Source organism: Streptomyces sp. NPDC000134 (genome assembly GCF_042899225.1).
GTDB lineage: Bacteria > Actinomycetota > Actinomycetes > Streptomycetales > Streptomycetaceae > Streptomyces.
The window spans coordinates 31,029-56,108 of record NZ_JBIAZN010000006.1 but is presented as its reverse complement, the minus strand read 5'-3'; the positions used below and the strand labels follow the sequence as shown (position 1 = coordinate 56,108).

The following is a 25,080-nucleotide window of genomic DNA, read 5'->3' as shown; positions in this document are numbered from 1 at the left end:
GCGGATCAGCTCACCTTGATCTCGTCGTACACCGGGACGCTGAACGGGTTGAGCTTCACGTCGGAGAGCCGGTCCGAGTAGCCGGCGCTGCCGTTCTGGTACCAGAGCGGGATGGCGGCCATGTTGTCCCGGACGACCTCCTCGGCCTGCTGGAAGGTCTTGATCGCCTTTCCGGTGTCGGTCTCGGAGTTGGCCTTGTCGACCAGGTCGTCGAACTTCTTGTCCGACCACTTGCCGTCGTTGGAGGAGGCGTTGGTGTAGTACAGCGGCTGGAGGAAGTTCTGGATGAGCGGGTAGTCCATCTGCCAGCCGGCCCGGAAGGGGCCGCTCATCTTCTTGCCGGTGATCTGGTTGCGGAAGTCCGCGAAGGTGCCGACGGGGTTGCCGACGCACGCCTTGTCGTTGCCGAGGGCGTTGTTGATGGAGTTGCAGACCGCGTCGACCCACTGCTTGTGGGAGCCGGTGTCCGAGTTGTACGTGATCTTGACCTGGCCGCCGGGGAGTCCGCCGCCGTCCCGGATCAGCTTCTTCGCCTCGTCGGGCTTGTAGGCGCACGCGTCGCCGCACAGCCCGTCCTGGAAGCCGCCGTCCTTGCCGAGCACGGGTGAGGTCCAGTCGGTGGCCGGGGTGCGGGTCCTGTGGAAGATCGTCTCGGTGATCTGCTCGCGGTCGATCGCCATGGACAGGCCCTTGCGGACCTTCGCCGAGCCGCTCTTGTTCCACTCGCGGTCGTAGAACGGGAAGGCGAGGGTCTGGATGATGCCGGCCGGGGCGTTGATGTACCGGTCGCCGAGGTCGTTCTTGACGTTCTTCAACTGGGCGGCGGGGACGTCGTCGACGAGGTCGAGGTTGCCGGCCATCAGGTCGGTGTAGGCGGTGTTGTTGTCGGTGTAGACCTTCAGGTCGACGCCGCCGTTGCGCGCCTTGTCGTCGCCCGGGTACTGCTCCCACTTGCGCAGGGACATCTGCGAGCCGCGGGCGTAGCTGTCGACCCGGTACGGGCCGTTGCCGACCGGTTTCTTCAGCCAGTCGTCGTGGTGGTCGAAGAAGGCGCGGGGCAGCGGTGCGTACGCCGGGTAGCCGAGGGTGTCGGGGAAGGTCGAGAACTTCTGGTTGAGCTTGACGGTGAAGGTGCGCGGCCCGGTGGCCTTCAGCCCGGAGAGGGTGTCGGCGCTCTGCTTGCCGCCGTCCTCGGGGTGGGCCTTGTCGTAGCCGTCGATGTAGCTGAAGAAGTAGGCGTTGCGCTGGTTGTTCTTCAGACTCGCGCCGTAGTTCCAGGCGTCCACGAAGGAGCGGGCGGTGACCTTCTCGCCGTTGCTGAAGGTCCAGCCGTCCTTGACGGTGACGGTGAAGTTCTGCGAGTCGGAGGTCTCGATCTTCTCGGCGAGCATGTCCTTGGCCTCGCCGGTGTCCGGGTCGTACCGCTGTAGGCCCCGGAAGATCATGTCCAGGACCTTGCCGCCCTGCACCTCGTTGGTGTTGGCCGGCTCCAGCGGGTTCTGCGGGTCGCCCCAGGAGGAGCTGAGCACCGCGCCGCTGTCGCCGCCGCCGTCACCGCCGCCCCCGCAGGCCGTCACCGCGAGGGCTGCCGCCGCCGCGGTGACGGCCCATCCGGCGTGCGTCGCTCCGCGCATGGGGTGCCTCCTCGTCCGCTGATCCCTTACCGGCCAATATCACGCCAAAGGGTGCATGCCGCACACCCACGGGGTCCTTTGGAGGAACCCGCCAGTGGAAGGAGCGGCTCCGCGGGGGCGCCGAAGCGGAGGCTCGCCGTCCGAAGGGAACGATCTTGGACTTCCGCGCAACAGATCAACGCGATCCGATGCCGAACCGTTGGATTGTTACCCCAAGGTGTACACATTTCGACACCTCGGCGTCCGCATAACGAACGTCTCGCCGGAATCGTCCAGTTGGTCCGACTTAAGACACAGGAGCATCACAGTGCGCTACACGCGTAGCTACGGAATCACCAAGCAAAGGCAAAGAAGGTAAAGAGAAACTCAAGGTGACCTAGTTTTTATTGACCTTGAACGAATTGCGTTGAAAAAGTCCGCTCATCAGACCCTCCCCTGGGCCAGGAGCACCATGACCCCCCCAACTCCATCAGCGGCTGCCCCGCTCGAGGTGACCGACGAGAGCGCTCCCGCGTCGCCCGCGCCCGCCACCCCCAAGGGCAACGAGAGCCGCTCCCCCGGGCGCCTGGCCTGGACCCGCTTCAAGCGAGACAAGACGGGCGTCGTCTCCGCATGCATCGTGATCTTCTTCTTCGTGATCGCGCTCGCGGCCCCGCTCATAGCCAAGCTCTACGGCAAGGACCCGTACACCACGTACGCCAGTCAGCGCCCGGAACTGCTCAACGCCTTCTCGTACCCGGCCGGAGCCAACGGCGGGATGAGCTCGGAGTTCTGGTTCGGCATCGAGCCCCAGCTCGGCCGGGACGTCTTCACCTTCCTGCTCTACGGCATCCGCACCTCACTGGGCATCGCCCTGGCGGCCACCCTGCTGACCTGCCTGGTGGGCGTGGTGGTCGGCATCACGGCGGGCTACCTCGGCGGCCGGACGGACTACTTCGTCGGCCGGGTCATCGACATCCTGCTGTCGTTCCCGTCGACCCTGTTCTTCATCGCGTTCATGCCGGTCGTCTACGGCCTGTTCGTCGCGGACGACGAGAACATCCCGACCTCGCTGCGGGCCGTCTCGCTCATCCTGGTGCTGTCGGTCTTCGGCTGGGCCTCCCTGGCCCGCCTGCTGCGCGGCCAGGTCCTCGGTCTGCGCGAGCGGGAGTTCGTGGAGGCGGCCAAGGTGACCGGCGCCTCCCCGTGGCGGATCGTCTTCAAGGAGCTGCTGCCCAACCTGTGGACGCCGATCATCATCCAGTCCACGCTGATGCTCCCGGCGTTCGTGACCGCCGAGGCGGGCCTGGCCTTCCTCGGGGTCGGCATCATCGACCCGACCCCGGACTGGGGCGTCATGATCCAGCGCGGCGCCCAGTTCTACACCGAGGACATCACCTTCATGCTCTTCCCGGGCCTGTCCATGGTGATCTTCGTCCTCGCCTTCAACCTCCTCGGCGACTCGGTGCGCGACGCCCTCGACCCGAAGTCCAAGCGCTGACCTCTCCGCTCCATCCGGCTCGTTCGACGCCGTCCGGCCGGCCGTCCCGTTCCCTTTGCCCTCTTCTGGCAGGTGCCCTATGTCTTTCTCCCGTAGAAATTTCCTCATCGCCACCGGTGTGGTCGCGGCCTCGTCCTCGGTCCTGACCGCCTGCGGCGGTGGCGGTGGCGGTGGCGGCGGCTCCGCGTCGGACACCCCCAAGGTGACCGGCTCCAAGACCATGGAGATCCCGGTGGGCACCAAGGCGGACTCCACCGGCCCGGCCCCCGAGGTCAAGGGCGCGGTCAAGGGCGGGACGATCTACTCGCTCGAACAGTTCGACATGGACCACATGGACCCGGCGCAGATCTACGTCTCCACCGAGGCCGCCATCACCGTGCCGATCATGCGCGGTCTGACCGGCTACAAGATCGACGACAAGGGCGGCGTCACCCTGGTCGGCGACGCGGCCACCGACCCGGGCACCCCGAAGGACGGGGGCAAGACGTGGGTCTTCACCCTGAAGGACGGCCTGAAGTGGGAGGACGGCTCCGACGTCACGATGGATGACGTCCGCCACACCTTCGAGCGCCTCTTCGCCTCGTTCGTCACCGAGGGCCCGCGCTACGTCCAGCAGTGGCTGGTCGGCGGCGACAAGTACAAGGGCCCCTACGAGGGCAAGCACCTCGACTCCATCGAGGTCGACGGCAAGACCATCACCTTCCGCCTCAACGAGCCGCGCGGCGACTTCAACTACACGCTCGCGATGCGCGGCTACGCCCTGGTGCCCGAGAAGCAGGACACCAAGGAGAAGTACGACAAGCAGCCGTTCTCCTGCGGCCCGTACCGCATCGAGAGCCGCAGCGTGGGCAAGTCGCTGACGTACGTGCGCAACGAGCACTGGGACCCGGCCACGGACCCGATCCGCAACGCCTACCCGGACAAGTTCGCCTTCTCCTTCGGCTTCCAGCCGCTGGCGGCGACCGACCGCTACATCGCGGACAAGGGCAACGACCAGTACGCGGTGCCGATCTTCAACGAGGTCGCGGCCGAGCGCGTCGCCCAGGTGCTGACCGACGCCGAGCTGAAGAAGCGCGTGCTGACGGCGGTCGACACGGTCACCTACTACTGGCCGATCAACACCACCCGGGTCACGGACGTCAAGGTCCGCCAGGCCATCAACTGGGCCTGGCCGCACCAGCAGCTCCAGACCATCCGCGGCGGCGCGTCCGTCACCGAGATCGCCACCACGATCCTCAGCCCGGTCACCCCCGGTTACGAGAAGTTCGACCTGTACGGCACCACCAAGAAGCCCGGCGGCGACCCGGCCAAGGCCAAGGCGCTGCTGAAGGAGGCCGGAAAGCTCGGCCAGAAGCTGGTCATCGCCTACCAGCAGTCGGACAACTCGGTGAAGCAGGCCGTCGCGATCAAGAACGCCCTGGAGGAGGCCGGCTTCACGGTCGTCAACAAGCAGGTCGACAAGTCGACCTTCTACACCCAGATCGGCAAGATCGACAACGGTTACGACGTGTTCGCGGCGGGCTGGAGCCCGGACTGGCCGAACGGCTACTCCGTCTTCTACCCCTGCTGGAGCGGCGAGAACATCGGCAACGGCCGCAACAACTACGCCCAGTTGGACGACACCGGCGTCAACAAGGCGATCGACGCCGCCTCGGCGATCACCGACCCGGAGAAGGCCAACAAGGCGTGGGCCGCCATCGACCGCCAGATCATGGAGCTGGCCGCCGTCGTGCCCGACTACCACTCCATCCGCAACTGGATGTACGGGTCCAAGGTCGGCAACGTCGTCTACGACGCCGGCAACACCTGCGTCGCGCTCTGCAAGCTCTACGCCAAGAAGTAGCGCGCCCCCACGGGGGCGGCCGTCCCGCACGGCCGCCCCCGTGGCCCACCCCCCTCCAACACCCCGGCGACGGCGCCCCGTCCGGAAAGTCACGCCCCATGCTCCGCTTCCTAGTCCGCCGAGTCTTTGGCGCGATGGTCATCCTGCTGATCATCAGCGCCGTCACCTTCTGGCTCTTCTACGCAGTTCCGCGTGACCCCGCGATGATGTCCTGCGGCAAGAACTGCACGCCGGAGAATCTGGAGCAGATCCGGAAGAACCTGGGCATCGACGAGTCGATCATCATGCAGTACTGGCACTGGCTCGTGGGCATCTTCGCCGGACGCGACTACGGCGGGTACGGCTTCTGCGACGCGCCCTGCCTCGGCTACTCGTTCGCCAACAACGAGCCGGTCTTCGGCACGATCATGAACCGGATGCCGCTGACCCTGTCGCTGGCCTTCGGCTCCGCCGCCTTCTTCCTGCTCATCGGTGTCGGCGCGGGCATGCTCGCCGCGCTGAAGCAGGGCAAGTTCCTGGACAAGTTCGCCAGCTCCGTGTCGCTGCTCGGCTCCTCGCTGCAGATCTACTTCGTCGGCTACATCGCGATGTTCTTCCTGGTCTCGCAGCTCGGCATCTTGAGCCAGCCGTCGTACACGCCGCTCACCGAGAACCCGGCCGCCTGGGTCTCCGGGCTGCTGCTGCCGTGGCTGGTGCTGTCCATCATCTTCACCGCGAACTACACCCGTATGACCCGCTCCCAGATGGTGGAGCAGCTCAGCGAGGACTACGTCCGCACCGCCCGCGCCAAGGGGCTGTCCCGCGCCAACGTCTTCTTCCGGTTCGCCTGGCGCGGCGCGATGGGTCCGATCGTCACCCTCTTCGGCATCGACCTCGGCACCCTGATCGGCGGCGCCATCATCACCGAGTCCGTCTTCTCCCTCCAGGGCGTCGGACGGCTCGCGGTGCAGGCCGTGGACCAGAGCGACCTGCCCATGCAGTTGGGGGTCACCGTCCTGGCGGCCGGCGCGATCGTGTTCTTCAACATCGTCGTCGACGCCGTGTACGCCCTCATCGACCCGCGTATCCGGCTCGCCTGACCTCCGCCGGCAGTTCCCCACCCCCCGCATCATCTGGAGCGTCCCCGTGACGAGCACCGATCAGCAGCCCTTCCTCTCCGTCAAGGACCTCAGGGTCCACTTCTCCACCGAGGACGGCATCGTCAAGGCCGTCGACGGGCTCTCCTTCGACATCGCCAAGGGCAGGACGCTCGGCATCGTGGGCGAGTCGGGTTCCGGCAAGTCCGTCACCAACCTGACCATCCTCGGCCTGCACGACCGGCGCAGCACCGCGATCGAGGGCGAGATCGTGCTCGACGGCAAGGACCTGCTGACCGCCTCCGAGCGGGAACTGGAACGCCTGCGCGGCAACAAGATGTCCATGATCTTCCAGGACGCGCTCGCCTCGCTGTCGCCGTACCACACCGTCGGGCGGCAGATCGGGGAGACGTACCGCAAGCACACCGGGGCGTCGAAGAAGGAGGCCCGGGAGCGGGCGGTGGAGATGCTGCGGCGGGTGGGTATCCCGCAGCCGGACGTGCGGGTGGACGACTACCCGCACCAGTTCTCCGGCGGTATGCGCCAGCGCGCGATGATCGCCATGGCGCTGGTCTGCGACCCGGAGCTGCTGATCGCGGACGAGCCGACCACCGCGCTGGACGTGACCGTGCAGGCCCAGATCATGGACCTGCTCAAGGACCTCCAGCAGGAGTTCGGCACGGCGATCGTCTTCATCACCCACGACCTCGGGGTCATCGCCGACATCGCCGACGACGTGCTGGTGATGTACGGCGGCCGGTGCGTGGAGCGCGGGACCAAGGAGGAGGTGCTGCGCGACCCGCAGCACCCGTACACGCTGGGCCTGATGAGTTCCATGCCGAGCCTGGACGGTCCGGTCGACGTGCCGCTGTCGCCGATCCCCGGTTCGCCGCCCTCGCTGCTCAACCCGCCCTCCGGCTGCCGCTTCCACCCGCGGTGCCCCTTCGTGGAGCAGGTGCCGGGCGGGCGGTGCGCCACCGAGCGGCCGCTCCTCGAGGTGGTGGACGGGCGGGGTTCGGCCTGTCACCTCACGCCGGCGCAGCGCCGGGACCTCTTCGCCGACTACGCCGGAACCCGGCACAACTGACGTACACGAGACGGGACTTCACCATCATGAGCAACGCGACACCGCTCCTGGACGTCAGCGGTCTGACCAAGCACTTCCCGATCAAGGGCGGCTTCCCGATCCCGCGTACGGTCGGTGCCGTGCGGGCCGTCGACGGGCTGGACTTCCAGGTCGGCGAGGGCGAGAGCCTGGGCCTGGTCGGCGAGTCCGGCTGCGGCAAGTCGACCACCGGGCGGCTGATCACCCGGCTGCTGGAGCCGACCGCCGGGTCGATCACCTACCGGGGGCGGGACATCACCCACGCCGGCCGCAAGCAGCTCGCGCCGGTCCGGTCCGAGATCCAGATGATCTTCCAGGACCCGTACGCCTCCCTCAACCCCCGCCAGACCGTCGGCAAGATCATCTCCGGGCCGATGGAGATCAACGGGATCAACCCGTCCGGCGGCCGGGAGAAGCGGGTCCGGGAGCTGCTGGAGATCGTCGGTCTCAACCCCGAGCACTACAACCGCTTCCCGCACGAGTTCTCCGGCGGCCAGCGCCAGCGCATCGGCGTGGCGCGGGCGCTCGCGCTGGAGCCGAAGCTGATCGTGGCCGACGAGCCGGTCTCCGCGCTCGACGTGTCGATCCAGGCGCAGGTGGTCAACCTGCTCCAGAAGGTGCAGCAGGACCTCGGGATCGCCTTCGTCTTCATCGCCCACGACCTGGCCGTCGTGCGGCACTTCTCGCAGCGCGTCGCGGTGATGTACCTCGGTAAGATCGTGGAGATCGCCGACCGCGACGACCTGTACGGCAACCCGCGCCACCCCTACACGCGGGCCCTGCTGTCCGCCGTGCCCGAGGCCACGGTGGACGACACGCCCCGGGAGCGCATCCGGCTCGTCGGTGACGTGCCCTCGCCGATCAACCCGCCGTCGGGCTGCCGGTTCCGCACCCGCTGCTGGAAGGCGACGGAGAAGTGCGCGAGCGAGGCGCCCCCGCTGGTGCGGGTGGAGGGCAACCGGCCCGGTCACCTGACCGCGTGCCACTACCCCGAGACGCCGGAGACCGTGCCCGGTCCCCGGCTCGCCAAGGACCCCGAGGCGGCGGCCTGACAACACCCCTTTTCCGTCGGCCGCCTCCTTTGCGGAACGGACTTTCACCGGCCCATTGACCCGAGCCCATGAACGTCCGCTCCGGGGGAACGAGGGCCCGCGCCTTTCCGGCGCGGGCCCTCTTTTCATGCCCTCGCGTCCTCAGTTCCTGTCCGTCTGCTCCAGCGCCGCCAGCGCCGGGTCCAGCACGATGTCCTCCCTGCGGTCCGTGATCGTCGGGTCCTCCGGGAAGTGGCAGGCCGTCAGGTGCCCCTCCCGGTTGCCCTCGATGCGGACCAGCGGGGGCACCTCGGCAGCGCACTTGTCCTGCGCCTTCCAGCAGCGGGTGCGGAAGCGGCAGCCCGAGGGCGGCGAGACCGGCGAGGGCACGTCGCCGGCGAGCCGGATGCGCTCCCGGTTCCGCTCGGCGCCCTCGGTCAGCGTGACCTCGGGGACCGCGGACAGCAGGGCGTGGGTGTAGGGGTGCCGGGGCCGGGTGTAGATGGAGTCGCGGTCGCCGATCTCGATGATCTTGCCGAGGTACATCACCGCGACGCGCTGCGAGAAGTGCCGTACCACGGCCAGGTCGTGGGCGATGAACAGGAACGCGATGCCCAGTTCCCGCTGCACCTTCTGGAGCAGGTTGACCACCTGCGCCTGGATCGACACGTCGAGCGCGGAGACCGGCTCGTCGGCCACGATCAGCTTGGGGTCCAGCGACAGTGCGCGGGCCACGCCGATGCGCTGGCGCTGGCCGCCGGAGAACTCGTGCGGGAAGCGGTTGTAGTGCTCGGGGTTGAGGCCGACGATCTCCAGCAGCTCCCGGACCCGCTTCTCCCGGCCGCCGGGCGGGTTGATCCCGTTGATCTCCATCGGCCCGGAGATGATCTTGCCGACGGTCTGGCGCGGGTTCAGCGAGGAGTAGGGGTCCTGGAAGATCATCTGGATCTCGGACCGGACCGGCGCGAGCTGCTTGCGGCCCGCGTGCGTGATGTCCCGCCCCCGGTAGGTGATCGACCCGGCGGTCGGCTCCAGCAGCCGGGTGATCAGCCGCCCGGTGGTCGACTTGCCGCAGCCCGACTCCCCCACCAGGCCGAAGCTCTCGGCGACGCCGATGCTCAGGTCGATGCCGTCGACGGCCTGCACCTGGCCGACCGTCCGCTTGACCGGGAAGCCTCCCCTGACCGGGAAGTGCTTGGTCAGGCCGCTGACTTCGAGCAGGGGTTCCCGCTCCCCCGTGGTCCCGCGCGGGGCGGGGAGGACGAGGTCTTCCTTCATGTCTCCTCCTTCAGCCCAGCCGGGGCTTGATCTCTTCGACGAAGATGGTCCGCTTCTGCTCGGCCGTGAGATGGCACGCCGAGGAGCGGTCCGGGCCGAGCAGCGGGCGCTCGGTGACGCAGCGGTCGCCCTCCACCCGGTCCCGGAAGACGCAGCGCGGGTGGAAGCGGCAGCCGGAGGGCGGGTCGAGCAGCGAGGGCGGGGTGCCCGGGATGGGCGCCAGCGGGGCGCTGAGGTCGGAGTCCAGCCGGGGCATGGAGTTCAGCAGGCCCCAGGTGTACGGGTGCCGGGGCGAGTGGAGCACCTCCTCGACCGTGCCGCGCTCCACCGCGCTGCCCGCGTACATCACCATGATGTCGTCGGCCATGTCGGCGATGACGCCGAGGTCGTGGGTGATGAAGACGATCGCGGAGCCGAACTCCTGCTGGAGGTCCTTGAGCAGGTCCAGGATCTGGGCCTGGACGGTGACGTCGAGGGCGGTGGTCGGCTCGTCGGCGATCAGCAGGTCGGGGTCGCAGACCAGGGCCATGGCGATCATCGCGCGCTGGCGCATACCGCCGGAGAACTGGTGCGGATAGTCCTTGGCGCGCTGCGCCGGGTTGGGGATGCCGACCTTGCCCAGCATCTCCACCGCCCGCGCCCAGCCCTCCTTCTTGGAGGCGCCGGTGTGCTTGATGAACGGCTCGGCGATCTGCCGGCCCACCGTGTAGTACGGGGACAGCGCGGTCAGCGGGTCCTGGAAGATCATCGCGACCTTGTTGCCGCGCAGCCTCTCCATCTCCTTCTCGGTGGCGGTGACGAGTTCCTTGCCGTCCAGGACGATCTCGCCGTCGATCGTGGTGGTACGCGGGTTGTGCAGGCCCAGGATGGTCAGGTTGGTCACGGACTTGCCGGAGCCGGACTCGCCGACGATGCCCAGGGTCCGGCCGCGCTCGACGTCGAAGGAGAGACCGTCGACCGCCCGGACGACCCCGTCCTCCGTGGCGAACCGCACGCTCAGGTCCCGGACCGAGAGGAACCCCTCCGGCCCGGTCCCGGCCGGCACTCCCTCGGCCTTGGTCACTGTGGTCACGGTGGTTCCTCTTCCTAGGAAAGCCGGACGCGCGGGTCGATCCAGGCGTACGCGATGTCGGTGAGGATGTTGAGGATCAGGATGGCGAAGGCGCCGACGAGCATGACGCCCATGGTCATCGGCAGGTCCTTGTGGACCGCCCCGTCCACCGCGAGCCGCCCGATGCCCTGGAGGGAGAAGGTCAGCTCGGTGACGACCGCGCCGCCGAGCAGGCTGCTGAGGTCGATGCCGAGGATGGTGACGATGGGGATCAGCGACCCGCGCCAGGCGTAGCGGAAGAAGACGTACCGCTGGGACATGCCCTTGGCGCGGGCGGTGCGCACATGGTCCTCGGCCAACTGCTCGATCAGCGAGGCGCGCGCCATACGGGTGTACTGGGCGGTGAAGATGGTGGCCATCACGACCATCGGGATGGAGAGCCCGACCAGCCAGCCGACCGGGTCCTCGGTCAGCGGGACGTACTTGGGGTCCTCCATGATGCCCGAGCCGTAGACGAAGATCATCAGGGCGATCGGGCCGAGGAAGTAGATCTGGAACGAGCTGAGGACCATGGAGGCGCCGGTGGCCACCTTGTCCACGGACGACCCGCGGCGGAAGGCGGCGAGCATGCCCGCCCCGAGCCCGACGACCAGGAAGACGACCGTCGCGCCGACGGTCAGCGACAGGGTCAGCGGGAAGCGGTCCTTGATGGTGTCCCACACCAGGTCGCTGGAGTAGAAGGACTGGCCGAGGCAGGGCGCCGGGCAGTGCTCCCCGGGGAAGTCGCGGCCCACCACGATCCCGGACATGAAGTCCCAGAACTGCTGGGCGAGGGGCAGGTCGAGGCCGAGCGCCTGGCGGATGTCCTCCAGCCGCTGGGGGGAGCAGTCCTTGCCGCAGGACAGGGACGCGTAGTCGGACGGCGCGGCGACGAACAGGAAGAAGGTGGCGGCACCGATCAGGAACAGGGTGACGGCGGCTCCGACCGTACGCCGGATGATGAACTGAAGCATGGCGGGTGGGCTGCTCTCTGCGGAGGTGGTCGGGGGAGGTAGCGGAACCCCGGGGGTGCGCTCCGCCTGGTGCGCACCCCCGCCAGTCAGCCGTGCGGCGTTACGACTTCAGGAAGAGCTGGTTGACGTCGATGTAGCTGGACTCGGTGCTGTACCGCGCGCCGCCGATGTTCGAGCCGTAGAGCTGGAACTGCTTCGTGTACCACAGCGGAGCGCCCGGGTTGACCTGCTCCAGGAGGTAGTGGTGCGCTTCCTTCCAGGTGGCCTCGGCCTCCTTCGGCTCCTGGACGAGCGCCTTCTTGATCAGTTCCTGGACCTTGGGGTCGTCGACGTGCGAGTAGTTCGGCGACCCGTCGGCGACCTGGTCACCGTCGTAGATCGGCGTGACGACCGTGCCGGGCGACGGCCAGTCCTGGCCCCAGCCGGTGATGTAGACGTCGTAGGGGTTGTCCAGCTTGCCGATCTGCTCGTAGAAGCTCGCCGAGTCGACCTCCTTGGAGACCACGTCGAAGCCGGCCTTGGTCAGCGCGTCCTCGATGGCGACCTTGTGCTTCTGGCCCGCCTCGTTGTTGCGGTAGGCGTGCACGATCTTCTTCTCGGCGGCCGGGACGTCCTTCAGGAGTTCCTTGGCCTTCGCCAGGTTGCCCGCCGGCGTCTTCAGCCGGCCGTACGGGTCGTAGTCGGCCTCGTAGCCCGGCAGGGTCGGGGCGAACAGGTTGGGGGCGACGTCACCGCCGTACGCGCCGCCCTCGCCGGCGATCAGCGACTTGGAGTTGACCGCGTAGGTGATGGCGTCGCGGACCTTCTTGTTCTTGACCCGGTCCAGGTTGAAGCTGAGCGCCATGACGTAGGGCTGGTAGCCCTTGATGGTGCGCTTGTTGACGGCCGGGTCGCCGACCACGTCCTGGATCTGGGTGGACTCCACCGCGCCGGTGAGCTGGATGGCGTTCTTGGAGTCGCCCTGGTCGGATATGAGCCGCTTGGTCTGGGTGGACTCGGTGACACCGAAGTCGAAGTCGTACCCGTCCACGTACTGGTGGCGCACCGAGTCGGTCTTGGGGTCCCAGTTCTCGTTCTTGACGAGCTTGAGGGACTTGCCGACCTTGTACTCCGAGATCTTGTACGGGCCGGTGGCGACGGGCGCCTTGTCGTACTTCTCCTTGGTGTCGCCCTCCTCCGGCACCACGCTGTAGCCCGGCATGGCCAGGGTCTGCGGCAGGTCGGGGCGGGCGGTGTCGAAGTGGAAGACGATCGTCTTGTCGTCCGGGGTGTCCAGGACCGAGTCCGGCAGGTGCTTGTCGCCGAAGCCGCCGTCGGGCAGCGCCTTGCGGTAGTCGGCGCCGCTCAGCCAGGTCTGGAGGTAGGTCGGGCCGTCGAAGATGAACTTGGCGTACTGGCGCTCGATGGTGTGCCGGATGTCGGCGGACGTGATCGGGTTGCCGTTCTGGTCCTTCACCCCGTCCTTCAGCGTGAACGTCCAGGTCTTGCCGCCGTCGGAGGACTTGCCGGAGTCGGTGGCGAGGTCGCCGACGACCGAGACGTTGCCCTTGCCGTCCTCCTGGAAGTTGGTCAGGCCCCGGAACAGCAGGTTGGCCACCTGGCCGGCGTCGGAGACGTAGATCTGCCCCGGGTCCAGGTGGGTCAGGCCGGCCTCCTGGTAGACCTGGATGATGCCGCCGCTCTTGGCGCCCGGCACCTCCTCGGCCGGACCGGTGGAGGCGGCGGCGTCCTCGTAGGCGACCGCCTTGGACTGGACCGCGGCCTCCTTCTGGTCCTTCTTGGAGTCCTTGCCGGAGCTGCCGCCCTTGTTCTCCGAGCATCCGGTGAGCACGAGCGAGCCTGCCGCCAGCGCGACCAGCACGGCTCGCGCGCTGCGGGAGTTGAGCGTGTTCATGTGGTGATGCACCTGCCTGTCGGAGTAGTTGACCACGTCTTACCGTCCTGACTTGGGGTCGAGCGCGTCCCGTACGGCGTCTCCGAGGAGGTTGAAGCACAGGACGAACACCACCAGGGCGACACCCGGGAAGAACATGAACGCCGGGTCCTGCTCGGCGACCTTGGCTCCGGTGGCGAACATGCGTCCCCAGTCGGGGGTCGGCTCGACGAAGCCGACGCCGGCGAAGGAGAGGAACGCGATGGTGAGGATGGTGTTGGGAAGCTGGTACGTGAACTGCACCAGGATCGGTGAGACCACGTTCGGCAGGATCTCCTTGCGGACGATCCGCCAGGGCGAGGCGCCGGCGACCTTGGCCGCCTCGACGAACTCCCGCTCCCGCAGCGACAGCACGGTGGACCGCACCAGGCGGGCCATGGACATCCAGCCGAGCAGCCACAGCACGATGAGGATCGCCAGCGCCCGGAAGTAGGTCGGCGTCTCGTCCCGGGGATCGACGAAGAACGCGGTGACCACCGGCATGAAGGCGATGAAGAACAACTGCTGCGGGAAGGAGAGGAAGAAGTCGGTGATCCGGCCGAGGAAGAAGTCGGTACGGCCGCCGAAGTAGCCGCCGACCAGGCCGATGACGACGCCGGTCGTCATCAGCAGGGTGCTCACGCCCAGCGCCATGTAGAGCGAGGTGCGCATGCCGTAGAGCAGCATGGTGAACACGTCCCGGCCGAACTGCGGCTCGACGCCGAACCAGTGCTCCCCGGAGACCCCGCCGAAGTAGCCGAGCGGCAGCCCGAAGTCGTCCAGGACCGGGTTGCCGTTGACGTACTCGGGGTCCTGCCCGTACAGGGTGTACGGGTCCTTGCCGTAGAGCGCGGAGATCACCGGGGCCAGCGCGGCGATCACGAAGTAGCCGAGGACCACCCAGGCGCAGATGACACCGGTCCGGTCGCGCTTGAAGCGCAGCCACATCAACTGCCCCGGAGAGCGGCCTTCCAGCTTCTTGGCCTCGCCCTTCGTCTCCGGCTCCGGTGCACCGTCCACGACGGCCGACGTCCCGCCGCCCTCGATGTCGATAGGACTTGTCACAGTTCGCCCATTTCACAGGTGTGGGTGTGCCGAACCGGCGGCCCGCGCGGCAACGCGCGGTCGCGGAACGGATCGTGAGAAAGCGTCAGGGCGCCCCGAGGAAGGCGGGGAAACCCGCAGCCGGACGCGCGTAGCCGGAAGGCCGCACGCCCACGGCCGGACGAGAACTCAGGGACGGTCGCCGTGACAGCGTGTACGGACGGCGAGGGCGGAACGCGACCGGGTGTGCGACTGTGACCGTATGACCCACCGGGCGTGCATGGCACCGCGCATGGGACTCCTCCTCGTGACTTCACGTGTTCACCGACGGGAGGGGGCACACGTCCCGCTTCCGACACCCCTGACGGAAGACCGGACACCCCCTGGTGCTCGTGAGTCGGCGCTGTCCCCACAGCGCGAGACCCATTGACCCGAGCGCTACGCGGCTAACTATCTGCCATGAGCAGAAGAAGCGACCACCGTCTTTAAATCTCAATTCAGTCACAGCTCACGGCTGGATCTTCCAAAATCTGGACAAACTGTTCGTGACGAGAAGGCCGCGAAACGGACGTGTTACATGGCTATCGGGCGCCGTTCACCGGATGCCGGACGCCCGCTCCCGCAAGGGGGTCGAGAAAAGGGGTTGCGAAAAGCCCGGGTGCCCCCGCAGTGGGGGCACCCGGGCTTTTCGGGCGGTACGGATCAGTTGTGCTTGGCGCGGCTCGCGGCGCGGGCCCGCTCGCGGGCGTCCAGGTTCACCTTGCGGATGCGAACGGCCTCCGGGGTGACCTCCACGCACTCGTCGTCGCGGCAGAACTCCAGCGACTGCTCCAGCGAGAGCTTGCGCGGCGGGACGATCGACTCGGTCACATCGGCCGTGGACGACCGCATGTTGGTGAGCTTCTTCTCCTTGGTGATGTTGACGTCCATGTCGTCGGCGCGCGAGTTCTCGCCGACGATCATGCCCTCGTACACCTCGGTGCCGGGCTCGACGAAGAGCACGCCGCGCTCCTGGAGGTTCGTCATCGCGAACGCGGTGACGGCGCCGGACCGGTCGGCGACCAGCGAGCCGTTGTTCCGCGTGGTCAGGGTGCCGAACCAGGGCTCGTGGCCCTCGTGGATGGAGTGCGCGATGCCGGTGCCACGGGTCTGGGTCAGGAACTCGGTGCGGAAGCCGATCAGACCGCGGGAGGGGACGACGAACTCCATGCGGACCCAGCCGGAGCCGTGGTTCGACATGTTGTCCATCCGGCCCTTGCGGACGCCCATGAGCTGGGTGACCGCGCCCATGTGCTCCTCGGGGACGTCGATGGTCATGCGCTCGACCGGCTCGTAGGTCTTGCCGTCGACCTCCTTGGTGACGACCTGCGGCTTGCCGACCGTCAGCTCGTACCCCTCGCGGCGCATCTGCTCGACCAGGATGGCCAGCGCCAGCTCGCCGCGGCCCTGCACCTCCCAGGCGTCGGGGCGGTCGGTGTCCAGGACGCGGAGCGAGACGTTGCCGATCAGCTCGCGGTCCAGGCGGTCCTTGACCTGGCGGGCGGTGACCTTGCGGTCCTTGACCGCCGCCTTGTTGTCCGCGCCCTTGCCGGTGGCGCCGCGGCCGACCAGCGGCGAGGTGTTGGTGCCGATGGTCATGGAGATCGCGGGCTCGTCCACCGTGATCAGCGGCAGCGGAATCGGGTTCTCCGGGTCCGCGAGGGTCTCGCCGATCATGATGTCGGGGATGCCGGCGACCGCGCAGATGTCACCGGGGCCGGCCTTCTCGGCGGGCTTGCGGGTGAGCGCCTCGGTCATCATCAGCTCGGAGATCCGCACGTTCTGCGTGGAGCCGTCGCGCTTGAGCCAGGCGACCGTCTGGCCCTTCTTCAGCTCGCCCTGGTGCACGCGCAGCAGCGCGATACGGCCGAGGAAGTTGTCGGCGTCCAGGTTGGTGACGTGCGCCTGGAGCGGGGCGCCCTCCTCGTAGGTGGGGGCGGGGATGTGCTCCAGGATGGTGGAGAAGAACGGCTCCAGGCTGGTGGAGTCGGACGGGACCGTGCCGTCCTCCGGCTTGGTCAGCGAGGCGACGCCGTCCCGGCCGCAGGCGTAGACGATCGGGAACTCGATCTGCTCCTCGTCGGCGTCCAGGTCGAGGAAGAGGTCGTAGGTCTCGTTGACCACCTCGTCGATCCGGGAGTCCGGGCGGTCCGTCTTGTTGATGCACAGGATGATCGGCAGCCGCTGCTGGAGCGCCTTGCGGAGCACGAAGCGGGTCTGCGGCAGCGGGCCCTCGGAGGCGTCGACGAGGAGGACCACGCCGTCCACCATCGACAGGCCGCGCTCGACCTCGCCGCCGAAGTCGGCGTGGCCGGGGGTGTCGATGATGTTGATGGTGATGACGTCCCCCCCGTCCTTCGGGTGGTACTTCACCGCCGTGTTCTTCGCCAGGATCGTGATGCCCTTCTCACGCTCCAGGTCGTTGGAGTCCATCATGCGGTCGTCGACGGCTTCGAGCTGGTGCGCGGCGAAGGCACCGGCCTGCTTGAGCATTCCGTCGACGATCGTGGTCTTGCCGTGGTCGACGTGGGCGACGATGGCGACGTTGCGGATGTCGTGACGCGTAACGGACACAGCCATGGTGCGGCGTACTCCCGGAGTGGTGAGGACGGCCAGGTCGCTGCGCTGGCCTCGCCGGGCTGCTGACGCCTCGGCCTTTTCCCCTCCATGGTACGGGGCCGGGAGCAGTGGGGGCCCGCACCCCTAGGCGGCCGGGCTTCCGGAGCCCTCCCGGGGCCCCGGTCCCCGGGCGCCCTTCTTGCGGAAGCCCAGGTCCTCGTAGGCCGGCGTCGCGAAGCCGAAGGCGCCCGCGTTGGCGAGGTCCTCGCGGGCGACGGTGAGCTGGGGGCGCTGGTAGAGGGGGAGGGAGCCGGCCGCCGCCCAGATCCGGGAGTCGGCCTTGCGCAGCAGGGTGCGGGCCTCCTTCTCGTCCAGCGTCCCGATGGCTTGATCGAACAACTGGTCGACCTGGTCGGTGCCGACCCGGGTGTAGTTCTGCTCGACGTTCAGGGAGCCGTCGGCGGCCGGGACGGGCTTGGCGTAGATCGGCCGGGCGTCGGTGGCGGGGAACGGCGAGGCGGGCCAGGAGTACAGGGCGAGGTCGTAGGCGCCGGAGGCGATGTGGTCCTTGAAGTAGCTCTCGTCGGACACCTTGCTGATCTCGGTGCGGACGCCGATCCGCGCCAGCATGCCGTCGATGCGGTCGGCGACCGTGCGCAGCGTGCCGGAGCCGGGGCCGGAGGGCAGCACGAAGCGGAGGGTGAGCGGCTTGCCGTCCTTGGCCAGCGGGGCGGCGGCCGGGCCGCCCGGGGCGGCGGTGCCCCGGGGGGCGTAGGCGCCGGGGGCACCGCCGCCCCGCGCCTCGGTCTGCTCCCCGCTCTGCCGTTCGCCCTCGCGCTTCTCGGCGCTCTTGCGATCGTGCCGGTCGGCTCCGCGGCCGCGGCCGCCCTCGCGGTCGCTCTTACCGCCGTCGCGGCCGCCCTCGCGGTCGCTCTTACCGCCGTCGCGGTCGCCCTCCCGGCCACCCTTACCGCCGTCGCGGTCGCCCTCCCGGGCACTCCCGGCGCCCTCGGCCTTGCCCGCGCGGTCGCCCTCGTCCTTGCCCGTGCGGTCGCCGTCGTTCTTGTCGTCGTCCTCGCCGACGATATACGTCCCGTCGTCGCCGCCCGGGGAGTTCTCGTCGGCGCGTTCGGCGCCGGCCGCCTTCTCCCCCTTCTTCCGTTCCCGCACCGGGCCCCCGGGGACCCAGCCCGCGTCGGCGAGCAGGGCGCGGGCCTCCTTGACGTCCGGTTCGCCGAGCGCGCCGCTGCCGTCGGCGTAGCCGGGCTGCCCGGCGAGCGCGAGGTGGCTGCCCAGCGGCTCGGCGGGCAGGCCGAGCGGGCCCAGGACCGTCTCGGCGAGCTTCTCGCGGTCCACCGCGCGGGCGACGGCCCGGCGGACCCGTTCGTCGGCGAGCGGCCCGCCGGCGCCGTTGAGGGCGAGCTGGGTGTAGGCGGGCTCCAGCGACTTGCGGACCTCGAAGCCGCGCAGGGCGGCCCGCCGGCGTTCGGTGCGGGCCCACGCCTCGCTGCGCTCGGCGCGGGCGAGCGTCTCCTCGTAGGCGGCCTCCTCGTCGGAGCCGTGGGCGACGGCCCAGGAGCGCAGGGCGTCGGCGGAGGACCGCCCGCCGGGGCCGGGCAGCGGCGCGCTGCCGGGACCGGACAGGGGCGCGCCGCCGGGTCCGGCCAGGGGGTTGCCGGCGGCGGCGTGCGGCGGCGCGCCGGCCCGGCCGACCTCGCGGGCGGTCTCCGGGTCCACCTCGGCCAGGTCGAGGGTGCCCGCGGCGAGCGCGGCCAGCCGCTTCCCGCGCGGCACCGCCCGCAGCACGATCGAGGACAGCTTGGCCGGCTCGCCCCACCAGCGGGGGTTGCGGGCCAGGACGATCTCGTCCTCGTCGCGGTCGGTGCGCTGCACGGCGAACGGCCCGGCGGTGACCTCCAGCTCGCGCCGGGCGCGGTCGTTGAAGGCGTCCGGGGTGCCCATGACGTCCTTCGGGTACAGCGGGGTGAACAGCGAGCGCCAGTCGGCGTAGGGGCGGCTGAAGGTGACCTTGACCTCCAGGTCGCCGGCGCCGCGCTCGATCTTCTCGATGCGGTCGTACCCGGCGTTGCGGGCGGTCCAGTAGGCCGCGTCCCGGCCGGACAGGGCCCGCCACTGGGCGGCGAAGTCGGCGGCGCCGATCTCGCGGCCGTCGCTCCACACCGCCTGCTGGTTGAGCTTGTAGAGGACGACCTGCTTGGGCTCGGTGCCGACGACCTCGGCGGATTCCAGGTAGTCGGGGTCGCGCACGGGCCGCCCGGCCGCGTCGGTGCGGAACATCGCGGGCAGCACGGCCTGGGCGACACGGCCGGTGGTGGCGTCGGCGTCCGACTGGAAGGTGTTGAAGGTGTCCGGCACGGTGTCGACGGCCCAGCGCAGGGTGCCGCCGTCGGCGACCCGGGCGCGGGCCGCGGCGGCGATGTCCGGACCGGCGAGCGGCTCGCCCGCCGGGTCGTCGGAGCTGCACCCGGCGAGGGCGGGGACCGCGAGCACGCCCGCGGTGAGGAAGGCGACCGAGCGCGTGACCGCGCGGGGTCCGACGCCGACGTGGGACATCTCTGCTACCTCCGGAAAGCCGCGGGCGTTCTGATCCCTTATGGCGGTATATGGAGTTGATCATTTGTATCCAGATGTATGCGGCCACTGAAGGGGAAAGGATTCGGCAACACAGGGCGACACGACGGCCGCGCTCCGTAAGCCCACCCGTCCGGCGCAGTGCACCGGCCAGTGCGCCCGCACGCCCCGGCCAATCGACGCACGTCCTCTTCACAGGGACAGGTGTGACGGGCGACACTCGCAGGCGCATGAACGTCGCCCCCCAGGCCGGCCCCCGCGGCCGTGTCCGACGGAAGTGAGGACACGCCATGTCCGTGCACGACGAACTGACGACGATGCAGCGCTGCCTCGACGACCTGTCGAGATCGATGAGCCGGCTGGAACAGCAGATGGGGGCCGACGGCCTGGAGGTCCGGCGGGTCCGGCACGACGCCGGGCACCTGCGCGAGAGCGTGGCGCTGCTGCGGGAGGCCGCCACCGCCCAGGACACCCCGCGACGACCGGACCTCGTCACCATCTCCGACGCCCCGTACGACCTCTCCCTGTGGACGGACTCGGACGACGAGGGTCTCGGCGCCCGCGACCGCCGCGCCCCCTGAACCCCGACCGGAGTCGATCAGTGGCCACTGGCACGGAACCCCCAGGCACCGACCCCCGTCCCCGGGGCGGCGTCCACACCCCGACGCGCGCCGCCATCGCCGCCCCGCACCTGCGCACCGACCGCTGGTGGCTGGCCCCCGCCGTCACGGCGGCCGGCCTGCTCGCGTTCGTCGTCTACTCGACGTGGCGGGCCTTCGCCGACGCGCACTACTACGCCGCCCCCTACGTCTCGCCGTTCTACTCCCCGTGCCTCGCCGAGCGCTGCGCGCCGATGCGCACGGGCCCCAACTGGGAGCTGCTGGGCCCCTGGTGGGGCGTCTCCCCGGCGATCATCATCCTGATCTTCCCGCTCGGCTTCCGCCTGACCTGCTACTACTACCGCAAGGCGTACTACCGCGGCTTCTGGGCGTCCCCGCCGGCCTGCGCGGTCGCCGAGCCGCACAAGAAGTACACCGGCGAGACCCGCTTCCCGCTGATCCTGCAGAACGTCCACCGCTACTTCTTCTACGCGGCCCTCCTGGTCGCCCTCGTCCTGACCTACGACACGGTGCTCGCCTTCCGCGACGAGCACTACGCGTGGGGCCACATGGGCCTGGGCACCCTGGTGTTCCTGGTCAACATCGTGCTGATCTGGGCGTACACCCTGTCCTGCCACTCCTGCCGGCACATCGTCGGCGGCAAGCTCAAGCACTTCTCCAAGCACCCCGTGCGCTACCGCGCCTGGCGGTGGGTGGGCCGCCTCAACGCCCGGCACATGCAGCTCGCCTGGGCGTCCCTGGTGAGCGTGGCCCTCGCCGACCTCTACGTGTACCTGGTCGCGTCCGGCGCCTTCGACGATCCGAGGTTGTTCTGATGACCGTGGTCGACCGGCAGGAATGGGACGTCGTCGTGGTGGGGGCGGGCGGCGCGGGCCTGCGCGCCGCCATCGAGGCGCGCGAGCGGGGCGCCCGTACGGCCGTCGTCTGCAAGTCGCTGTTCGGCAAGGCGCACACCGTGATGGCCGAGGGCGGCATCGCGGCGGCGATGGGCAACGCCAACGAACGCGACGACTGGAAGGTGCACTTCCGCGACACCCTGCGCGGCGGCAAGTTCCTCAACCAGTGGCGGATGGCCGAGCTGCACGCCCAGGAGGCGCCCGACCGGGTGTGGGAACTGGAGACCTGGGGCGCCCTGTTCGACCGGACGAAGGACGGCCGGATCTCGCAGCGCAACTTCGGCGGCCACGAGTACCCGCGCCTCGCCCACGTCGGCGACCGCACCGGGCTGGAGCTGATCCGCACCCTCCAGCAGAAGGTCGTCGCCCTCCAGCAGGAGGACCACCGGGAGACCGGCGACTACGAGTCCCGGCTGAAGGTCTTCCAGGAGTGCACGGTGACCCGGGTGCTCAGGGACGGCTCCCGGGTCTCCGGCGTCTTCGCCTACGAGCGCGAGTCCGGCCGCTTCTTCGTGCTGGAGGCGCCCGCCGTGGTGATCGCCACCGGCGGCATCGGCAAGTCGTTCAAGGTGACGTCGAACTCCTGGGAGTACACCGGCGACGGCCACGCGCTGGCGCTGCTGGCCGGGGCGCCCCTGCTGAACATGGAGTTCGTGCAGTTCCACCCCACGGGCATGGTCTGGCCGCCCTCGGTGAAGGGCATCCTGGTCACCGAGTCGGTGCGCGGCGACGGCGGGGTGCTGCGCAACAGCGACGGCGAGCGGTTCATGTTCCGCTACATCCCGGACGTCTTCAAGGAGAAGTACGCCGAGACCGAGGCCGAGGCCGACCGCTGGTACGACGACCCGGACCGCAACCGGCGGCCCCCCGAACTGCTCCCCCGCGACGAGGTGGCCCGCGCCATCAACACGGAGGTCAAGGAGGGCCGTGGCTCCCCGCACGGCGGGGTCTTCCTCGACGTGTCGACGCGGATGCCCGCCGAGGTGGTCAAGCGGCGGCTGCCGTCGATGTACCACCAGTTCAAGGAGCTGGCCGACGTCGACATCACGGCCGAGGCGATGGAGGTCGGGCCCACCTGCCACTACGTCATGGGCGGCATCGCCGTCGACTCCGACACCGCCGCGGCGCGCGGGGTGCCGGGGCTGTACGCGGCCGGTGAGGTGGCCGGCGGGATGCACGGCTCCAACCGGCTCGGCGGCAACTCGCTCTCCGACCTGCTGGTGTTCGGCCGCCGGGCGGGCCGGTACGCCGCCGAGTACGCCACCGCGACGGGCGCGGCCCGGCCCGGGGTGGACGGCGCCCAGGTCGACCTGGCCGCCGCGGAGGCCCTGCGGCCGTTCTCCGCCGAGGCCGGGGCCGCGGGGCCCGCCGGCGGCCCGCCGGAGAACCCGTACACCGTGCACCAGGAACTCCAGCAGACGATGAACGACCTGGTCGGCATCATCCGCCGCGAGGCCGAGATGAAGCAGGCCCTGGAGAAGCTCGCGGAGCTGCGGGTACGGGCCCGGCGGGCCGGCGTGGAGGGCCACCGCCAGTTCAACCCGGGCTGGCACCTCGCCCTGGACCTGAGGAACATGATGCTGGTCAGCGAGTGCGTGGCCCGCGCGGCGCTGGAGCGCACCGAGTCGCGCGGCGGCCACACCCGCGAGGACCACCCGTCGATGGACCGCAGGTGGCGCAACGTGAACCTGCTGTGCCGGCTGGCCGACCCGACCGGCGGGCTCGCGGCGACCGACCCGGTGCGCGGCCAGATCGCCCTGGACCGGGAGACCACCGACCCCATCCGCCCGGACCTGCTCGCCCTCTTCGACAAGGAGGAGCTGGTCAAGTACCTCGCCGAAGAGGAGCTGTACGAATGAGCGGCTACCAGGCCCGCTTCAAGGTGTGGCGGGGCGACGCGGCGGGCGGCGGCCTGACGGACTTCAGCGTCGAGGTGAACGAGGGCGAGGTGGTCCTCGACATCATCCACCGCCTCCAGGCCACCCAGGCCCCCGACCTGGCCGTGCGCTGGAACTGCAAGGCCGGCAAGTGCGGTTCGTGCTCGGCGGAGATCAACGGGCGGCCCCGGCTGATGTGCATGACCCGGATGTCGGTCTTCACCCGCGAGGAGACGGTCACCGTCACCCCGCTGCGGACCTTCCCCGTCGTCCGCGACCTGGTGACGGACGTCGGCTTCAACTACACCAAGGCCCGCGAGGTCCCGTCGTTCGTGCCGCCGGCCGGCCTCGGGCCGGGCGAGTACCGGATGATGCAGGAGGACGTGGACCGGTCGCAGGAGTTCCGCAAGTGCATCGAGTGCTTCCTGTGCCAGGACACCTGCCATGTGGTCCGTGACCACGAGGAGAACAAGACGGCGTTCGCCGGGCCGCGCTTCCTGATGCGGGTGGCCGAGCTGGACATGCATCCGCTGGACGCGGCGGCCGGGTCCGGCCTGGACCGCAAGGCCGCCGCCCAGGACGAGCACGGCCTCGGCTACTGCAACATCACCAAGTGCTGCACCGAGGTCTGCCCCGAGGGCATCAAGATCACCGACAACGCGCTGATCCCGCTGAAGGAGCGGGCCGTGGACCGCAAGTACGACCCGCTGGTCTGGCTCGGTTCGAAGATCAGGCGGCGCCGGGAGAGGTGACCCAGTCCGCGCGGTACGCCGCCCAGTCCGCCTCGGTCGCGGCGAAGTCGACGTACAGGGCGACGCCGAAGCGGGCGCGGCCGGCGTCCGTGCGGGACAGGCCGAGGCGGACGCCCCGGACGGCGGCGGGGACGGTCTCGGCGTGCGCCCAGTGGCCGAAGCGGTTCTCGTGGTAGAAGGGCAGGCCCATCAGCAGGTCGGTGCCGTCCGGGGTGACCTCCAGGGCGAGCGAGGTCTGCTGGGCGACATAGCCGCCGTAGGTGCCCTCGGTGGGCTGCATGGTGTCGTACGACATCACGGCGATCTGGCCGACGCGGCGGGCGACCTGCCCGAAGTACTCCTGCGACCACCACTTGGGGTGGCCGGTGAGGGCGCCGGCGACGGCGTGCAGGGCCGGGAGCGGGTCGATCTGGTGGGCGGCGACGGACAGGACGGCGTCGCGGGCGGCGGTCGTCGCGCGGACCTCGTCGAGCAGGGCGAGGTAGCCGGGGTCGCCGGAGTGCGCGGGCTCCAGGTCGAGGTGGACGCCGTCGAAGCCCTCGGCCAGGACCCGCCGGGCCGAGCCCGCCACGGCGGCGCGGGTGGCGGGCCGTTCCAGTCGCATGCCGTCGGGGCTCTCGGTGGCGAGGACGTCGCCGAGCCACGCCTGGACGCGGACGCCGGGCAGCTCCCGGTGTACGGCGCCGGTCAGCCACCGCGCCTTCGGGTACAGCGTCCGGTCCAGGGTGCCGTCGTGCTCCAGGGGGCCGGTGTGGACGTACAGGTCGCGGATGCCGGTGCCGTCCAGGCGGCGGGCTAGCGCGGCGAGGTCCGCGTCCGTCTTCCGCCCGTCGACCCAGGCGTGACCGAGCCAGACCGCGTCCCGGTGCCGGGTGCGGGTGCCGTCGGCGGGGTCGCCGGTGCAGTTGATCCGCAGGGCGGCCTCGGCGGCGAGCGGCGGCAGCAGGAGGACGAGGACGAGCCCCAGGACGACCCGGCGGAGGAGGCGGAGCCGGCGGCGGGCCGTCCCGGCGGGGGGTGCCTGCTCCGCCTCGGCGGCGGTCCCGTCGGCGGACGCGGGTTCGGGGGCGGCGGGCTCCGGGGCCGGTCCGTCGTCCTGCCGCGGGGCCGGTCCGTCGTCCTGCCGCGCGGCCCGTACATCGTCCTGCCGCGCGGCCGGTACGCCGTCCGGGCCGGGGTCGTTCGTCGCCCGTGTCACTCGTGTCACCCGTGTCACCCGTGTCGCCTCCGTGTCGCCCGTCGTCGGTGCAGGCGAGGACGGCTCGTACGGGCGTTCTG

18 protein-coding genes are annotated in these 25,080 nt (G+C 69.8%); 9 read left to right on the top strand and 9 right to left on the bottom strand.

All coding sequences use genetic code 11. The features are described from left to right. Positions 1-5: 5 nt before the first annotated feature. Positions 6-1,634, bottom strand: a complete 1,629-nt coding sequence (locus ACFY32_RS10905) for an ABC transporter substrate-binding protein (protein ID WP_390673954.1) — start codon at positions 1,632-1,634, stop codon at positions 6-8. A 451-nt stretch (positions 1,635-2,085) separates the two neighbouring features. Between ACFY32_RS10905 and ACFY32_RS10900 the strand changes: the two genes are divergently transcribed. The 5 genes from ACFY32_RS10900 (at position 2,086) to ACFY32_RS10880 (ending at position 8,190) form a co-directional block, all read left to right on the top strand. Continuing rightward, entirely contained in the window at positions 2,086-3,114 is a 1,029-nt protein-coding gene (locus tag ACFY32_RS10900) for an ABC transporter permease (RefSeq protein ID WP_359196788.1), read from the top strand. A 79-nt stretch (positions 3,115-3,193) separates the two neighbouring features. Beyond that, the gene (locus ACFY32_RS10895; protein ID WP_390673953.1) at positions 3,194-4,957 is read left to right on the top strand and encodes an ABC transporter substrate-binding protein; all 1,764 of its coding nucleotides are present in this window, start codon (positions 3,194-3,196) and stop codon (positions 4,955-4,957) included. 98 nt (positions 4,958-5,055) lie between these two features. Further along, positions 5,056-6,036: an ABC transporter permease gene (locus ACFY32_RS10890; protein WP_359196794.1), complete on the top strand. Its 981-nt coding sequence runs from the start codon at positions 5,056-5,058 to the stop codon at positions 6,034-6,036. Positions 6,037-6,082: 46 nt separating this feature from the next. Continuing rightward, on the top strand, positions 6,083-7,120 hold the full coding sequence (locus ACFY32_RS10885) for an ABC transporter ATP-binding protein (protein WP_359196796.1): 1,038 nt from the start codon (positions 6,083-6,085) through the stop codon (positions 7,118-7,120). Positions 7,121-7,146: 26 nt separating this feature from the next. Further along, positions 7,147-8,190: an ABC transporter ATP-binding protein gene (locus ACFY32_RS10880; RefSeq protein WP_390673952.1), complete on the top strand. Its 1,044-nt coding sequence runs from the start codon at positions 7,147-7,149 to the stop codon at positions 8,188-8,190. Between the two features lie 141 nt (positions 8,191-8,331). Here ACFY32_RS10880 and ACFY32_RS10875 read toward each other — a convergent pair whose 3' ends face one another. From ACFY32_RS10875 to ACFY32_RS10845, 7 genes are all read right to left on the bottom strand, one after another. Continuing rightward, positions 8,332-9,447 carry an ABC transporter ATP-binding protein gene (locus ACFY32_RS10875; protein ID WP_390673951.1) on the bottom strand — a complete coding sequence of 372 codons (1,116 nt, stop codon included), beginning with the start codon at positions 9,445-9,447 and terminating at the stop codon, positions 8,332-8,334. A gap of 10 nt (positions 9,448-9,457) precedes the next feature. Then, positions 9,458-10,519: an ABC transporter ATP-binding protein gene (locus ACFY32_RS10870; RefSeq protein ID WP_359196805.1), complete on the bottom strand. Its 1,062-nt coding sequence runs from the start codon at positions 10,517-10,519 to the stop codon at positions 9,458-9,460. Positions 10,520-10,533: 14 nt separating this feature from the next. After that, entirely contained in the window at positions 10,534-11,511 is a 978-nt protein-coding gene (locus ACFY32_RS10865) for an ABC transporter permease (protein WP_359196808.1), read from the bottom strand. Between the two features lie 100 nt (positions 11,512-11,611). Beyond that, on the bottom strand, positions 11,612-13,405 hold the full coding sequence (locus ACFY32_RS10860; RefSeq protein WP_359196810.1) for an ABC transporter substrate-binding protein: 1,794 nt from the start codon (positions 13,403-13,405) through the stop codon (positions 11,612-11,614). A gap of 39 nt (positions 13,406-13,444) precedes the next feature. Next, positions 13,445-14,488: an ABC transporter permease gene (locus ACFY32_RS10855; protein WP_359196813.1), complete on the bottom strand. Its 1,044-nt coding sequence runs from the start codon at positions 14,486-14,488 to the stop codon at positions 13,445-13,447. 681 nt (positions 14,489-15,169) lie between these two features. Beyond that, entirely contained in the window at positions 15,170-17,086 is a 1,917-nt protein-coding gene (typA, locus tag ACFY32_RS10850; protein ID WP_359196816.1) for a translational GTPase TypA, read from the bottom strand. 123 nt (positions 17,087-17,209) lie between these two features. Continuing rightward, positions 17,210-19,639, bottom strand: coding sequence for an ABC transporter substrate-binding protein (locus tag ACFY32_RS10845; protein WP_390673950.1), 2,430 nt, complete (start codon positions 19,637-19,639; stop codon positions 17,210-17,212). A gap of 308 nt (positions 19,640-19,947) precedes the next feature. Between ACFY32_RS10845 and ACFY32_RS10840 the strand changes: the two genes are divergently transcribed. Genes ACFY32_RS10840 through ACFY32_RS10825 form a run of 4 tightly spaced genes read left to right on the top strand, consistent with a single transcriptional unit; the run spans position 19,948 to position 23,802 of the window. Beyond that, positions 19,948-20,238, top strand: coding sequence for a hypothetical protein (locus tag ACFY32_RS10840; protein ID WP_390673949.1), 291 nt, complete (start codon positions 19,948-19,950; stop codon positions 20,236-20,238). Positions 20,239-20,258: 20 nt separating this feature from the next. Beyond that, positions 20,259-21,092 carry a hypothetical protein gene (locus ACFY32_RS10835; protein WP_390673948.1) on the top strand — a complete coding sequence of 278 codons (834 nt, stop codon included), beginning with the start codon at positions 20,259-20,261 and terminating at the stop codon, positions 21,090-21,092. Continuing rightward, entirely contained in the window at positions 21,092-23,032 is a 1,941-nt protein-coding gene (locus tag ACFY32_RS10830; protein WP_390673947.1) for a fumarate reductase/succinate dehydrogenase flavoprotein subunit, read from the top strand. The genes ACFY32_RS10835 and ACFY32_RS10830 overlap by 1 nt, the downstream gene beginning before the upstream one ends. Next, entirely contained in the window at positions 23,029-23,802 is a 774-nt protein-coding gene (locus tag ACFY32_RS10825) for a succinate dehydrogenase/fumarate reductase iron-sulfur subunit (protein ID WP_390673946.1), read from the top strand. The genes ACFY32_RS10830 and ACFY32_RS10825 overlap by 4 nt, the downstream gene beginning before the upstream one ends. On the opposite strand, the gene ACFY32_RS10820 is transcribed toward ACFY32_RS10825, so the two are convergent. Next, on the bottom strand, positions 23,780-25,000 hold the full coding sequence (locus ACFY32_RS10820; RefSeq protein WP_390673945.1) for a hypothetical protein: 1,221 nt from the start codon (positions 24,998-25,000) through the stop codon (positions 23,780-23,782). The genes ACFY32_RS10825 and ACFY32_RS10820 overlap by 23 nt on opposite strands. Positions 25,001-25,080: the final 80 nt, after the last annotated feature.